Below are 15370 nucleotides of genomic sequence, written 5' to 3'. Positions count from 1 at the left end.
TCCTATTCTGTTTCATTATCTTCTTGGATACTTGGCCCCGAAAAACCGAAGCCTCTACTGTAAAACAACCAAGAAATACTGCCTATCAAAAACACCGTACAAACAACAGAGCCTTCTATCCCGAACTCGCCGCCAGAGAAATAATCTAGTCCTTTAGGTACTGCTTTTACAAAACCAGACATTTTGTTGCCACTTAGGTTATATCCCAAAACTACCGCCTGCGTAAAATTCCAAGCAAAATGAACACCTACTGCCCAAGCTATGTTACGCTTCTGCAAAGTATAAAGTGCAAACAACATACCAGCCAAGGTAATATTTAAAGCACCTAAAACTGTAATACCTGGATTTGCAAAATGCGCAAAGGCAAACAACAATCCATTTACTAAAATAGCAAACCAGAGGGGATAACGCTCTGCCAGCGCAAACAAAGGGTAACTTCTAAACAAGAACTCCTCAAAAACTGAGATCATTAAAAAGTAAAGGAAATACAGACAAACCATATCGCCAGAAATGTTGGCTTTCTCAAAAACTACATTTCCATTGACGTAAAGCAATAAAGCGCAAAGCAACATCAGCACCAAACCTAATGCAACACCCTTAAAAAACTCGGGCAAAGCACTTGCTCTTTTAATAAAAACCTGATAGAAGTCTAAATCTGGGAACACCTTAAACACCATTAGCAGCGCTCCCAAAACAATGGTTACTAAACTAAACTGCGCTATAATATCACTTACAATTGGTGTTGATATACTAGGCAAAAAATTAAACTGCAATACCAAACCAAACGGGATAGTACAGAGCAAAAGGAAAAACATAAATAGCCAAATCTTTAAAACAGGCACTAAATAATATCCTAATTTGCTATCCTCAATCATTTTTTAAACTCATCTTTTAACAACCTTACGGTAATTTTATCAGTTCTAAAAGTTACGTCGTCTTCTGTTAGTTCTGTAATCTTCTTCCATCTAAAACACTGGCTCGTTCCTTCATCAAAATCAAAAACCTTGCATTTAAAATTAAGCTGCAAAGGCTTAACTGGTTTAACCAAATAATAAATACTCAGCACCTGGCTGTCATTAAAAGAAGATTTTTCGTAAAAATCTGTGGTGTAAAAATGCCTAAGCACCTCAATCTCCGCATTACATTCTTCTATAAATTCTCTTTTTAATGCATCAATCAAACCTTCGCCAAACTCTACACCACCACCAGGAAATTTGGTAAAATATCTTTCTACAGCAAACTCATCGCTAAGTAAAACCTCGCTATCTTCATTTATCAACAAACCGTAAACTCTCACGTTAAAATAACTCATCTTTCAAAATGCTTCTGGTTTTTTGTCACGTTCTCCATGTTCCAATTAATTTCTCCCTTAAAAGCTTCGGTTCTAACAGCACAGTTCTCCATTTTACAGTAGTAGCAACAAGCTGGCAAACAAGGATCTGCATGAATAAACAGCTCTGTTTGTCGACTAACGGATTGGTTAATCAATTTATCAATACTCGAAATTTCATGATGAACTTTGTTTAAATCAAAATAATAAGGCAAGGTAACGTGGCAATCAATATGCAAGTCGGCACCGTACTGCTGCGCCCTTAGGTTGTGTATATCTATCCAACTTTGTTGTCGGTTTTGCTGTAAAATAGCAACCACTTCTTCAACCAGTTCTAAATTACTTTCATCCATTAAACCACCAACCGATGTACGCGTAAGCTTGTAACCGTTATAAAGGATGTACAATCCTAAAATAATCGAGATCAAACTATCTAGCCATAAAACTTGGGTGAGCTGAATGATGATAATTCCAATGACTAAGCCTGCACTGCTAATAGCATCAGTAAGCAAGTGCTTTCCATCGGCTTCTAAGGTTAAAGATTTATTTGCCTTACCAGTTCTAATCAAATACCAACCAACAATGAGATTAACAATGCCTGTTGCCCCAATAATTAAAGCACCATCATACAAATCTGAAACGGTATTACCATAAAAAAGGCTGTAAATAGATTTACCTAAAATAAAGACTCCAGCAACCCCAATAAGTACCCCCTCTACAAAGGCAGAAAAAAACTCTACTTTACCGTGCCCATACGGATGATTTTCGTCTTTTGGTAAGGTAGACAAATAAATGCTGTAGAACGCAAATCCGCTGGCTAGCACATTTACAATACTCTCTGCAGCATCGGTTAAAATAGCGTTAGAGTTGGTAATAAAATAGGCTACAAATTTAGCTAGCATCAATACAACACTGGTGCAAAGCGATAGCAATATGGCTCTTTTGTTAGATATCAAATCTTATGTTTTGATTGGCAAATTTACGCTTTTTAGTTTTGAAAAACTGATCGAGATTGGATAAATGCGAGAATCTCAGTACCATCAACATTCTAACTTTTCAACTTTATAACCTGAGTTCGATTATTAACCTATGGATTATTAACTTTCAAAACTGATGCTGAACTAAATTCAGCATGACGAACCGCCAATTTTCCGTCGCCCCTAACCACGCAGTAGCTGCGAAGCAAATTTATTTCAGGATCGGCGAACTCAATAAGTTTAAATAATACTGCAAAATAAACAAATAATAATCGAACTCAGGCCTGTAACTAACCATTATCAAAATACTAAAAAAAATAACGAAACCTTAAACAAATGCTATTAAAAAACATCTTTTATTAGGGCTTTATAAATAAGGTTTTTATATTTGCTACTTCACAGAAATATCATGAGCATTTTATCAGACAGAATAAATAACCTATCAGAATCAGCTACGCTAAAAATGACCAAATTAGGTCGCGAGTTAGCTGCAAAAGGCGTAAATGTAATTAGTTTAAGCGTTGGAGAACCAGATTTTAATACGCCAGTGCATGTTAAGGAAGCTGCAAAAAAAGCATTAGACGATAACTTTACCCGTTACTCGCCAGTACCTGGATATCCAGATTTGCGCCAAGCCATAGTGAACAAGCTTAAAACAGAAAACAACCTTGATTACGACATTTCGCAAATTGTGGTTTCTACAGGTGCAAAGCAGTCACTTTCTAATGTGATCCTTACTTTAATTAACCCAGGCGATGAAGTAATTATCCCTACTCCTTATTGGGTTTCATATTCTGAAATGGTAACGCTTGCCGAAGGTAAATCTGTTTTCATCGATGCATCTATAGAAAGCGATTTTAAAATTACCCCAGCGCAATTAGAAGCTGCAATTACTCCAAAAAGTAAATTGTTCATGTTCTCTTCGCCAAATAACCCAACGGGTACGGTTTATAGCAAAGATGAGTTGGCTGCTTTAGCTAAGGTATTCGAAAAACATCCTAACATTTTCATCCTTTCTGATGAGATTTACGAGCATATCAACTTTGTTGACCAACATGAATCTATTGCCCAGTTTGAAAGCATTAAAGACCGTGTAATCATCGTAAACGGCTTCTCAAAAGCATTTGCAATGACCGGATGGCGTTTAGGTTACATCGCTGCTAGTAAAGAAATTGCTGCTGCCAATGATAAATTGCAAGGCCAAACCACCTCAGGAACTTGTTCTATTGCGCAACGTGCAGGTATTGTGGCTTACGAGCAAGGTTTAGATACGGTTAACGAAATGAAAAAAGCTTTCGCTCGTCGCCGTCAATTGGTTTACGATTTATTGAAAGATATTCCAGGTGTTAAAACCAATCTTCCAGAAGGCGCATTTTATTTCTTCCCAGAAATCAGTTCGTTCTTCGGCAAAAAAGATGCTGATGGCAATGTAATTAAAGGTTCTGGCGACTTAGCACTTTACCTTTTAAATGTTGGCCATGTGGCCACTGTAGGTGGCGATAGTTTCGGTAACGATAACTACATCCGTTTGTCTTACGCAGCATCAGACGAAAGTTTGGTAGAAGCTTTAAGAAGAATTAAAGAAGCGTTAGGCAAATTGAGCTAGTAGTAACGTTAAGATAAATGGAAAGCGTCCGGACTTTACGTTAGGACGCTTTTTTTGTGCCTTTTTTTAACCAAAGTTTTAACTTCTAATCGCCTCTACCGGATCTAATTTTGAAGCTGAATACGCTGGCCAAAAACCAGAAACGATACCAATACCTACCGATACACCTATACCTAATACAATGTTAGAAAGGTACAAGGCCGCTTTAAAATCGGTAAAATTGGAGACAGCCAGCACGCCCAAATACACCAAGAAAAGGCCACACAAACCACCCATTAAACATAAAACAACCGCCTCAAAAATAAACTGCAACAAAACAAAATAGCTTTTAGCTCCTAATGATTTTTGAATACCTATGATGTTAGTACGCTCCCTTACCGAAACAAACATGATGTTGGCAATACCAAATCCACCAACCAGAATAGAGAAACCACCAATAATCCATCCGCCAATATTAATGGCCGAGAACATGGTATCTAACTGATTAGAAAGCATAGTAGTTTTATTTAAAGAAAAATCATCTTCTTGACCAGGTTTAACACGCCTAATGGCACGCATTTGTCCTTGCAACTCACTTTCTACTTCTTCAAAACTGATATTTTCTTTACCTCTAACTGTAATTTGAGGATTGTAGCGTTCACTATTGATATCAAAAATGCCCTTTGCTAAAGCCATAGGAATTAACACATTTTTATCTTGCGACATCCCCAACATATCCTCACCCTCTTTTTTAAACACTCCTACCACGGTTACCCTACGCCCCATTACTTTAATTTGCTTACCTATAGGATCATCTGTTCCAAAAAGCCCTTCGGCAATTTCGGCTCCCAAAATACAAACAGGAGCTCCAGATTTTCCTTCACTTTCCGTAAAATACCTACCATTTTCAAACTCAAGGTTCCAAGTTTGGTCGTACTCTTGGGTAGCTGCATTAATATTAGCACCTTCTACCGAGCTACTTCTATATTTAATGGTTCTATTGCCGCTAGAAACCTCAAAACATACCCCTTGTGCACTTTCCATACGCTCTTTTAAGCTAAGGTAATCTCTAAAAGAAGGTTCAGGGCGATTTACATACTTCCACCAAGGGTAATTATCTCCAAATAGCCACGGCCATTTCTGCACAAACAGCGTATTAGAGCCTAGTTTATCCACACTTGATTGGATTTGGTTACGCATGGTATCAACCGCAGTAAAAACAGCAATAATGATAAAAATACCAATGGTAATACCCAACAAGGATAAAGAAGTACGCAATTTATTTTGTCTAAGAGCATCCCAGGCAAACCTAAAACTCTCTCCTATAAGTCTAAAAACTAGCAGCATATTGTTTAGACCAAATGTAGTTAAAAAGGTTACAGCTATTTAAGTTAAATTAAAAAGAATAAAGTAAAAAGTTGGCTACAGCTGTTTATCGATGGTTAGTTACACCTCGGCGAGTAATAAAATCACGACACAGTAAAGCGAGTGATTTTTAATTGCAAAAAAGAAAAATATTAATTAGTAAATTTGCGCCCTAATTTAGGTATCGAAAGCAGCTTTACTTCAAAAGTTATCCCTGTAGGAAGACTTAAAAAATTGAATAAACTTGCCCAGAGCCATAACAATTAATAATTACACATGAAATTATCTCAATTCAAGTTCAATTTACCCGACTCACTTTTAGCTAACGACCCTGCCGAAGAGAGAGACGAAGCACGTTTAATGGTATTACACAAAGATACCGGTAAAATTGAGCATAAAATCTTTAAAGATGTTTTAGGCTATTTTGACGATAAAGATGTAATGATTCTTAACAACACTAAGGTTTTCCCTGCTCGTTTATACGGCAACAAAGAAAAAACTGGTGCTACTATAGAAGTATTTTTATTACGCGAATTGAATAAAGAATTACGTTTATGGGATGTTTTAGTAGACCCAGCTCGTAAAATACGCGTAGGAAATAAATTATATTTTGGAGACGATGATTTATTAGTAGCCGAAGTGGTAGACAACACTACTTCTCGTGGCCGTACCATCCGTTTCTTATTTGATGGAACTGATGAGGAGTTTAGGAGAAACGTTGAAATTTTAGGCGAAACCCCACTTCCTAAATACATAAAACGTAAAGCTACCGAGAAAGACAAAGAACGTTACCAAACTATTTTCGCTAAACACGAAGGCGCTGTTGCAGCTCCAACTGCTGGTTTGCACTTTAGCAGAGAGTTGATGAAACGTTTAGAATTGAAAGGTATCGACTTTGCAGAAGTTACTTTACACGTAGGTTTGGGTACTTTCCGTCAGGTTGAAGTTGAAGATTTAACTAAGCACAAAATGGACTCAGAACAGTTCATTATTGAGCAAAAAGATGCGGATATCGTTAACAAAGCTTTGGAAGAAAAGAGAAGAATTTGTGCCGTAGGCACTACATCTATGCGTGCTATCGAGTCTGCAGTTTCTGCCAACAAAACCTTAAAGGCAGCAAACGACTGGACTAGTAAGTTCATCTTCCCTCCTTACGATTTTAGCATTGCAAACTCAATGATTACCAATTTCCACACTTCAGAATCTACTTTATTGATGATGGTAAGTGCTTTTGGTGGTTACGAAAACGTAATGAATGCTTACGAAGTTGCTGTAAAAGAGAAATATCGTTTCTACAGCTACGGCGATGCGATGTTGATTATATAGGTACAGCGTAATGAGTATTGCGTATTGTGTTTAATTCCAAATCTCAATACGCAATACTAACTACACAATACTAACAAATATGAAATTCTACGCAATAATTGTAGCTGGTGGCGCTGGTAAAAGAATGCAAACAGCAGTAGCCAAACAGTTTTTATTGCTTAACGAAAAGCCTGTAATGATGCATACATTACAGGCTTTTTATGTTTCAGAAGTTAAGCCGGAAATTATTTTGGTCTTAGCTAAAGCAGATCACGATTACTGGAAAGAGCTTTGTGTGAAGTATAATTTTACTATTCCGCACACCTTAGTTGAAGGCGGTACCGAACGTTTCCACTCGGTTAGAAACGGGCTGATGACTATTAAGGAAGATGGCATTGTAGCTATTCACGATGCCGTTAGGCCAGTAGTTACCGCAAGCCTAATTACACAAACCTTTAAAACCGCATTAGAAATTGGGAATGCCATTCCCTGCGTTAAACCAAGCGATTCGGTTAGAGAGATACAAAGTGATGGTGGAAGCAAAATAATCAATAGAGATAAACTAGTACTCATACAAACGCCGCAAACCTTCGATTTGGGGCAGTTACGAATTGCCTATCAACAGTCTTTTTCTACTCAGTTTACCGATGATGCGTCTGTAGTAGAAGCTGCTGGTTTTCCAATTAATTTAGTAGAAGGCAACAGAAACAACATCAAAGTTACTTATCCAGAAGATTTGGAGTTGGCAAGTTTTTTATTGAAGAACAACATTCCTGGGGAGTTATTCTAATTCTTTATTTTTTCGCAAGGATACATATCTCGGATATAAAAAACACCATTAAACACATTATTCCATGAGGCAAAATTACTACTATGGGCAATCCCTTTCATATTAAAAGGTGTCGAAAAATTAGAATTTATTAAATTATAAGATTTAAAATCGACAAAACCATATTTCAAATCTTGCGCTAACCATGTTTCAAAAGCATTATTTGGCGGTTTCTGAACATTAAACTTTTTATTTAGGCTTAATCTACCGGCAGTTCCATCCCTAGAAACAAAACCTAAAACGTAAGTATTTTCCCGAGCAGCTAGATCTTTAGTAAAAAAACTCCCCATTGATTTTTTGACATTAGAATTTCCTCCTATCAACTCGCTGTTTTTTGCAATATGCGCACTATGTGCCCAAACAATTATCTTTCTATTAGGATATTTTTGATAAGCTAACCATTTTAAATTTTCGGACATTTGCTTATCTCTTATTTCCATAAAATCGCTCTTTTTAGTCAAAAAAAAGAGCCCACTCTTGAAATCTTCTTTAATACTTTTCAGTAATAGCAAATCATAGCTACTAACATTTTTTGCAGATAAATAGCCTATCACTGTATTCATTTGATCAATAAATGCGTGGTATTTCGTAGTATCCTTACTTATCTTCGAAGAATCCAAAAATTTTATAAACGATGCATATTCTTTAGTTTTAAAAAAAGGCATTTCCGATTTCATCATCAAAGTATCTACAAAGATTTTTAGATTCGTTTTACTGTACCTACCATGGTTCTGGCTATCAAATCCTGCAATATCTATTGGGGAATTAGTTTTTAAAGTCTTAGCGATGTAATTATAAAACAGCTCATCACATTGGGCGCAGCTTGTCCAGACCGAAAAAATATTTCTTTTCAAAAATTCTTCTACCTTATCTTTCCTTTTTTCTAGGTCATCCCAACCTTTTGTTAAAGCATAAAAATCACTTTCAAAAGCCAACACATCAAAGCCCTTTTTTTCATGAAGATATTTGATTAGCCGCGTTTTTGCTAAAAACGTAGGTCCATCTCCATGATCTTGCTCTCCAAGCATTACAATTCTAGAATCTCCGATTACATTGCCAATAACAGCCAAGTCAGTAAAGTCTAACGAATCTGGTTCAATATTTTTGATGCTTTTTATATTTTCTTGCACATATTTTTTAATCGCTTTTTGAGCAAAAGACTGCAGACTTAAACAAAAAAGTATTAAGAGGGATAATTTTTTCATAGCATTTATTTATAATCTTAAAGCTACGCAACCAAATCTTTATCCATCAAAACTTAACAGAATTTAACTTAGTCATTCATTTCATAGAAAGAAAATACATTTTAAGACTTACGAAGTTTAACTTTTATCCATTATTGTTTTTCAATGGTAAAGTTGAGGAGCTTCGCCGTTTAAAAACTTCGTAAGTCTATTAGCAACTGCCGTCATCTCGACCGTAGCGGAGAGATCTTTTAACTTTACATAATCAATTACCACATCCAAAGATTTCTCCTATCGTCGAAAGGACGGCAATGTAATTAACGTGAATTATGGTTTTTTTTAACTGTTTATCAATGAGTTAAATATTTATTCTGAAAATGTGATTTAAAAAAATAGACCTAAAAGCTGATGCTGAAATAAATTCAGCATGACGAACCGCCCATACCGTCACCCTGAATTTATTTCAGGGTCGGTTAGCAAAGATTAAGACCCATAACTCACGTTAATTATCATAATGGATAAAAAAACATGGATCATGACCTTTTTAAGATTCCAGAATAAATCTGGAATGAAGACAAGGTGCAGAACAAAAAAAGGCCCAAACGAAAAATCGTCTGGACCTTGGTTGTAAAAGTATAAAAACAAAAGTTCTTAAGCGTAAGCTACGGCATCTTTAGAAGGTAATTTACTGAAACCCATTAAATGCTCATCTACTTTACGAGCAGTTTCTCTGCCTTCTGAGATAGCCCAAACCACTAATGATTGACCTCTACGCATATCGCCAGCGGCAAAAATCTTAGGAATGTTAGTTTGATACTCGCCCTCTACGGCTTTAACGTTTCCTCTTTCATCTAACTCTACACCTAATTTTTCTATTAAGCCTTCTTTTTGAGGATGTAAAAAGCCCATTGCCAAAAGCACCAATTCACAAGGATATTCTTTTTCAGTACCTGGAACCTCTTTAAAACCAAGCGGTCTTCCTGTAGCTGCATCAATATCCCATTCTACATCAACCACTTTTAAGGCTTTTAGATTGCCATTTTCATCTTTAATAAACTCTTTGGTATTTACCGACCAAGCACGTTGCGCACCTTCTTCGTGAGAAGTAGTAATTTTCAATAGCATTGGATAACTTGGCCAAGGCATATTTTCGGTACGCATTTGTGGCGGCATTGGCATAATTTCGAACTGTGTAACAGATTTTGCACCATGACGATTAGATGTGCCAATACAATCTGAACCAGTATCGCCACCACCAATTACAATTACGTTTTTACCAGTAGCCAGAATCTCCTCAGCTTCTACCTTACGACCACCCACACGTTTGTTCTGTTGTTTCAAAAAATCCATTGCAAAATGCACCCCTTTTGCATCTCTTCCTGGCAAGTTTAAATCTCGAGGTATAGTTGAACCACCTGCTAACACAATCGCTTGGAAATCGCGTAATAATGTACTGATTTCTACATTCTCGCCAACATTAGCATTGTATTGGAAAGTAATGCCTTCTTCCTCCATTAACTTGATCCTTCTTTCTACCACATCTTTCTGCAGTTTAAAATCAGGAATACCGTAACGAAGTAATCCACCAGCTACGTCATCACGTTCGTAAACTACCACTTCGTGACCAGCTTTGTTCAATTGTGCAGCAGCTGCTAATCCCGCAGGACCAGAACCAACTACCGCAACTTTTTTGCCTGTTCTAATTAATGGTTCGTTTGCTTTGATGTAACCTTTTTCAAAAGCGATTTCGATAATATGTTTTTCAATTTCCTCAATAGAAACTGGAGATTTGTTGATTCCCAATACACAAGCACTTTCGCAAGGTGCCGGACAAATCCTACCTGTAAACTCAGGAAAATTGTTTGTACTTAATAAAATCTCGGCAGCTTGTAACCACTTGCCTTGATAAACTGCATCGTTAAATTCTGGGATCACGTTTCCTAACGGACAACCAGATTGGCAAAATGGTACACCGCAGTCCATGCAACGACCAGACTGTCTATTCAACTCATCAGATGGCAATAGCGATACAAACTCATTGTAGTGATTTAAACGCTCTTGCGGTGCTTGTTTTGAAGGCGAAACTCTTTCGTATTCAAAAAATCCTGTCACTTTTCCCATCTTAGTTAATTTTTACTTGTTGACGTTGTAATAAAACTGCTTTGTATTCTTTAGGGAAAACTTTCACGAAATGTCTAGCTTGATTTTCCCAGTCGCTAAGGATAAATTCTGCTACCTTACTGCTGGTTAACCTTAAGTGGTTTTTCAACAACGTAGTAATTCTTTCCTCGTCCTCTTGTTGCAGCGGGTCTAAATCCACCATCTCCAAGTTGCATTTGTTAGCGAAAGTTTTGCTCGTGTCGTAAATCCAAGCAATACCGCCGCTCATACCTGCGGCAAAGTTGCTTCCGGTGTCGCCTAAAATTAGCACCTCACCGCCTGTCATGTACTCACAACCGTGATCGCCCACACCTTCTACTACTGCTGTAGCGCCAGAGTTGCGAACTGCGAAACGTTCGCCCGCTTTACCACGAGCATACAACTCTCCAGAGGTTGCGCCGTAAAGTGCTACGTTACCAATAATGATGTTTTGCTCTGGTACGTAGTTGATATTTCCGAAAGGATAAACCACCACTTTAGCACCAGATAAGCCTTTACCTACGTAGTCGTTACCTTCGCCTTCTAAAGTAAGTGTTAAGCCTTTAGTAGCAAAAGCGCCAAAACTTTGACCAGCAGAGCCGAAGCATTTAAAGTTGATGGTATCGTGTGGTAAACCAGCACTTTTGTGAACTTTAGAAATTTCGTTCGATAACATGGTACCGATAGAACGATCTGTATTTTTCACATCAAAGTTGGCAAATACTGGCTCGTTGTTTAAAATAGCTGGCTGTGCCGCCGCAATTAACTGATGATCCAATACCTTATCTAAGCCATGATCTTGTTCCTCAGTATTGTACAAAGGTTGTCCATTTGCAGGTTCTTTGTACAATATTGGCGTTAAATCTACGTGTTTCAATTTCCAATCTGCTTCTGCAAATTCTCTTACTTTTAACAAATCAGATTGACCCACCATTTCGTTAACAGTTCTGAAACCTAATTCGGCCATTAATTCTCGAACTTCTTGTGCCAAGAATTGGAATAAGTTTACTACGTGATCTGCATCGCCAGTAAATAGTTTTCTCAAGTTAGGATCTTGCGTTGCTACACCAACTGGACAGGTATTTAAGTGACACTTACGCATCATGATACAACCTGCAGTTACCAGTGCAGCTGTTGCTACACCCCATTCTTCGGCACCTAATAAAGTAGCAATCACAATATCTCTACCGGTTTTCAACTGCCCGTCAGTTTGTAGCACTACCCTACTTCTCAAACGGTTTTTAACCAAAGTTTGGTGCGCCTCTGCTAAACCCAATTCCCAAGGTAAGCCAGCATGTTGCACCGAAGTTAAAGGAGAAGCTCCTGTGCCACCATCGTAACCAGAAACTAAAACCACATCAGCGTGAGCTTTAGCCACACCTGCAGCAATGGTACCTACCCCTGCTTTAGAAACCAACTTTACGTTAATTCTAGCGGCACGGTTGGCATTTTTCAAATCGTAGATCAGCTGTGCTAAATCTTCGATAGAATAAATATCATGGTGCGGAGGTGGAGAAATTAAACCTACACCTGGCGTAGCGTGACGAACTTTTGCAATCCAGTCATCCACTTTGTGACCAGGTAATTGACCACCCTCTCCAGGTTTTGCACCTTGAGCCATTTTAATCTGTAACTCATCGGCATTGGTTAAATAGTAACTGGTTACACCAAAACGAGCCGAAGCAATTTGCTTAATAGCCGAACGCATCGAGTCGCCATTTTCTAAATTTTGGTAACGAATTTCATCCTCTCCACCCTCGCCAGTATTACTTTTACCGCCAATTCTATTCATCGCGATAGCTAAAGTAGAGTGCGCCTCATGAGAAATTGAGCCGAAAGACATCGCTCCTGTAGCGAATCTTTTGAAGATATTCTCAATTGGCTCTACCTCATCAATGCTGATAGACGGACGAGTATAATTGAACTCGAACAAACCTCTAATGGTGTAAGCCTGTGTAGTTTGCTCGTTAATTAACTTCGAGTACTTTTTAAACGTAGCAAAATCGTTTCTACGAGTTGCATTTTGCAATAAGTGGATGGTTTCTGGATTGAACAAGTGTTTTTCGCCACGTCTTCTCCATTTGTACGTACCACCAGCAGTTAAAATATGCTCGGTTTGTGTATGCTTTCCAAAAATACGGTTGTGCTTAATCAAGGCTTCTTGCGCAATTTCATCTAAACCTAAACCTCCGATACGAGAAACCGCACCTGTGAAATAAGTTGAAACCACTTGTTGATTTAAACCTAAAATCTCGAAAATCTGCGCTCCGTGATAAGATTGTAAAGTAGAAATTCCCATTTTAGAGAAAATCTTTAGCAAGCCATCTTTTACAGATTTGATATAGTTATAATTTAACTGATCTTGCGTTAAACCGCTTTCTTTTTGGAAAGTATTGATGGTTTCTAAAGCCAAATACGGGTTTACCGCCGTAGCACCAAAACCAATTAGGGTAGCAAAATGATGTACTTCCCAAACGTCTCCAGCCTCTACCACAATACCTACCGCACCTCTGTAACCTTTTCTAATTAAGTGGTGATGAACCGCCGAAACCGCTAATAATGAAGGAATTGCAGCATGGGTAGAGTCCAATGCCCTATCGCTCAAAATAATCACTTGGAAACCATCTTCCACAGCATCCACTGCGTAACGGCACAAACGATCTAAAGCTTTTTGCAATGATCCCGCTTTTCCATCGGCCCTAAAATACATTTGTAGGGTTTTAGATTGGAACAAGCCTGTATCAATACTTCTTAATTTTTCTAATTCTTGGTTGGTTAATATTGGATGTTTGATACCCACACAGTGACACTGCATTTGGTTTTCTTCCAATAAGTTACCATTGTTACCCATAAAACCAGCCAAACTCATTACCACTCGCTCTCTAATTGGATCGATTGGTGGGTTGGTTACTTGGGCAAACAACTGTTTGAAATAAGAAGACAAGTGCTGAGGCTGTTTAGAAAGCACCGCTAAAGGTGTATCTGTACCCATCGAACCGATGGCCTCTTTCCCTTCCATCGCCATTGGTTTGATCAATAGATCGATATCTTCTCTGGTATAGCCAAATACCTGCTGGTAATTGAAAATAGATTCTTCTGAAAGATTGGTAAACATTACCCTTGGTTCAGGCAATTCTTCCAATTTAATTTGATATTGGTTAATCCAATCTGCATACGGACGACGGCCGCAAACTTGTTGCTTAATCTCATCATCGCTAATGATACGCCCCTGTTCCATGTCCACTACAAACATTTTTCCAGGAGTTAACCTACCTTTTTCGATTACAGTGCCTTGGTCAATCTCAACCGCTCCCGATTCAGATGCCATAATCACTCTATCATCACTGGTAAGTGCGTAACGCGAAGGACGCAAGCCATTTCTATCCAGGGTAGCGCCAATTAAGTTACCATCCGTAAAGGCGATAGCTGCTGGCCCATCCCAAGGCTCCATTAACGAAGCGTGGAATTGATAGAAAGCACTCTTGATCGGATCCATATCCTTGTTTCCGTCCCATGCTTCTGGTATTAACATCATTAAAACATGCGGCAACGAACGGCCAGCATGCAATAGTAATTCTACTACATTATCTAAACATCCCGAATCCGACTGTGTTTCGTCGATCACTGGCAAAATCATGTTCAACTCCTCCGGAGTAAAATATGGTGATGCAAATGATTTCACACTAGAACGAAACCAGTTCAAATTACCTTGTAAAGTGTTGATTTCTCCATTATGGGCAATATGCCTAAATGGTTGTGCCAAACGCCAAGACGGGAAAGTGTTGGTTGCAAAACGTGAGTGTACCAAACCGAAGGCCGAAACCATACGCTTATCGCTAAGCTCGGTATAATAGGTACGTACTTGTAAAGAAGTTAGCTGGCCTTTGTACACAATGGTTCGCGACGAGAACGACGCTATGTAAAAATCTTGCTTACTATCCTTTACAGAATTGTAAATAGTTTTGGTTACGTAAGTTTTAAGCACAAAAAGCTTACGTTCAAAATCGGCACCAGCGGCAATGTGGTACGGGCGAGAAACAAAAACCTGTTCAATTTCTGGCTCTACAGACAAGGCCATATTGCCAATATCGGTAGTATCCACCTGAACTTTTCTAAATCCAAGCACCTCGAAACCCAGCTTTTCTGCTGTGCGATAAATAATTTCACGACATTCTTCTCTAGCCCTAATTTCTTTAGGCATAAAAAGCATACCCACGCCATAGTCGCCATATTGCGGCAAGCTAAAACCTGTGCGTAAACATTCGTCAAATAAAAATTCGTGGGGAACCTGTATCATGATACCAGCACCATCTCCGGTATTAGGCTCAGCACCACATGCGCCACGGTGATCCAAATTCTCCAAAATGGTCAGCGCATCTGTAATGTTCTGATGTGATTTTCTCCCTTTCACGTGGGCAACAAAACCTATACCGCAAGCGTCATGCTCAAAACTGTTGCGATACAGCCCCTGTTGTTCATTTAAATTTTCCATTTATTAGTTGGTTGTAGTTAGTGTGTAGCGAACACTAAGATACAAAAAAATATTTGTAAATTATATATTTCATAAAAATTTTATCAAAAAACAATATTATATGTAAAAAAAAGGTTTCAAATTATCAATATAGCAAAAGATAACGATACCAATTAAAATATTAT

The 15370-nt window shown here is 38.1% G+C and carries 10 protein-coding genes; 3 read left to right on the top strand and 7 right to left on the bottom strand.

Features of this window, described 5'->3' with window-relative positions; translation table 11 throughout:
• Positions 1-2: 2 nt before the first annotated feature.
• The 3 genes from OVA16_RS13570 to OVA16_RS13560 are packed head-to-tail and all read right to left on the bottom strand — an operon-like array spanning position 3 to position 2286.
• Positions 3-875 carry a CPBP family intramembrane glutamic endopeptidase gene (locus OVA16_RS13570; protein WP_267760255.1) on the bottom strand — a complete coding sequence of 291 codons (873 nt, stop codon included), beginning with the start codon at positions 873-875 and terminating at the stop codon, positions 3-5.
• Positions 872-1312, bottom strand: coding sequence for an NUDIX domain-containing protein (locus OVA16_RS13565; protein WP_267760252.1), 441 nt, complete (start codon positions 1310-1312; stop codon positions 872-874). Before OVA16_RS13565 ends, OVA16_RS13570 begins: the two co-directional genes overlap by 4 nt.
• Positions 1309-2286, bottom strand: coding sequence for a cation diffusion facilitator family transporter (locus OVA16_RS13560; protein ID WP_267760250.1), 978 nt, complete (start codon positions 2284-2286; stop codon positions 1309-1311). The genes OVA16_RS13565 and OVA16_RS13560 overlap by 4 nt, the downstream gene beginning before the upstream one ends.
• Before the next feature lie 430 nt (positions 2287-2716).
• Here OVA16_RS13560 and OVA16_RS13555 point away from each other — a divergent pair, with 430 nt between their 5' ends.
• Positions 2717-3913 carry a pyridoxal phosphate-dependent aminotransferase gene (locus OVA16_RS13555; protein WP_267760247.1) on the top strand — a complete coding sequence of 399 codons (1197 nt, stop codon included), beginning with the start codon at positions 2717-2719 and terminating at the stop codon, positions 3911-3913.
• A gap of 78 nt (positions 3914-3991) precedes the next feature.
• Here OVA16_RS13555 and OVA16_RS13550 read toward each other — a convergent pair whose 3' ends face one another.
• Entirely contained in the window at positions 3992-5236 is a 1245-nt protein-coding gene (locus OVA16_RS13550) for an ABC transporter permease (protein WP_267765399.1), read from the bottom strand.
• 297 nt (positions 5237-5533) lie between these two features.
• Between OVA16_RS13550 and queA the strand changes: the two genes are divergently transcribed.
• Positions 5534-6583 carry a tRNA preQ1(34) S-adenosylmethionine ribosyltransferase-isomerase QueA gene (gene queA / locus OVA16_RS13545; RefSeq protein WP_267760243.1) on the top strand — a complete coding sequence of 350 codons (1050 nt, stop codon included), beginning with the start codon at positions 5534-5536 and terminating at the stop codon, positions 6581-6583.
• Positions 6584-6662: 79 nt separating this feature from the next.
• The gene (locus OVA16_RS13540; RefSeq protein ID WP_267760240.1) at positions 6663-7352 is read left to right on the top strand and encodes a 2-C-methyl-D-erythritol 4-phosphate cytidylyltransferase; all 690 of its coding nucleotides are present in this window, start codon (positions 6663-6665) and stop codon (positions 7350-7352) included.
• Here the strand turns inward: OVA16_RS13540 and OVA16_RS13535 are convergent.
• The 3 genes from OVA16_RS13535 to gltB all read right to left on the bottom strand — a co-directional run bounded on the left by OVA16_RS13535 (position 7349) and on the right by gltB (position 15206).
• Complete coding sequence (locus OVA16_RS13535) at positions 7349-8596, bottom strand: erythromycin esterase family protein (RefSeq protein WP_267760238.1); 1248 nt, start codon at positions 8594-8596, stop codon at positions 7349-7351. The two genes, OVA16_RS13540 and OVA16_RS13535, sit on opposite strands and share 4 nt — an antisense overlap.
• Positions 8597-9226: 630 nt before the next feature.
• Positions 9227-10696: a glutamate synthase subunit beta gene (locus tag OVA16_RS13530; RefSeq protein WP_267760235.1), complete on the bottom strand. Its 1470-nt coding sequence runs from the start codon at positions 10694-10696 to the stop codon at positions 9227-9229.
• A 1-nt stretch (position 10697) separates the two neighbouring features.
• Positions 10698-15206 (bottom strand): glutamate synthase large subunit, encoded by a 4509-nt coding sequence (gene gltB / locus OVA16_RS13525; protein ID WP_267760233.1) that lies wholly within the window; start codon positions 15204-15206, stop codon positions 10698-10700.
• Positions 15207-15370: the final 164 nt, after the last annotated feature.

Source organism: Pedobacter sp. SL55, from assembly GCF_026625705.1.
GTDB lineage: Bacteria > Bacteroidota > Bacteroidia > Sphingobacteriales > Sphingobacteriaceae > Pedobacter.
Note: the sequence above shows the minus strand (reverse complement) of the source record. Positions and strands in the feature narration are given on the sequence as shown.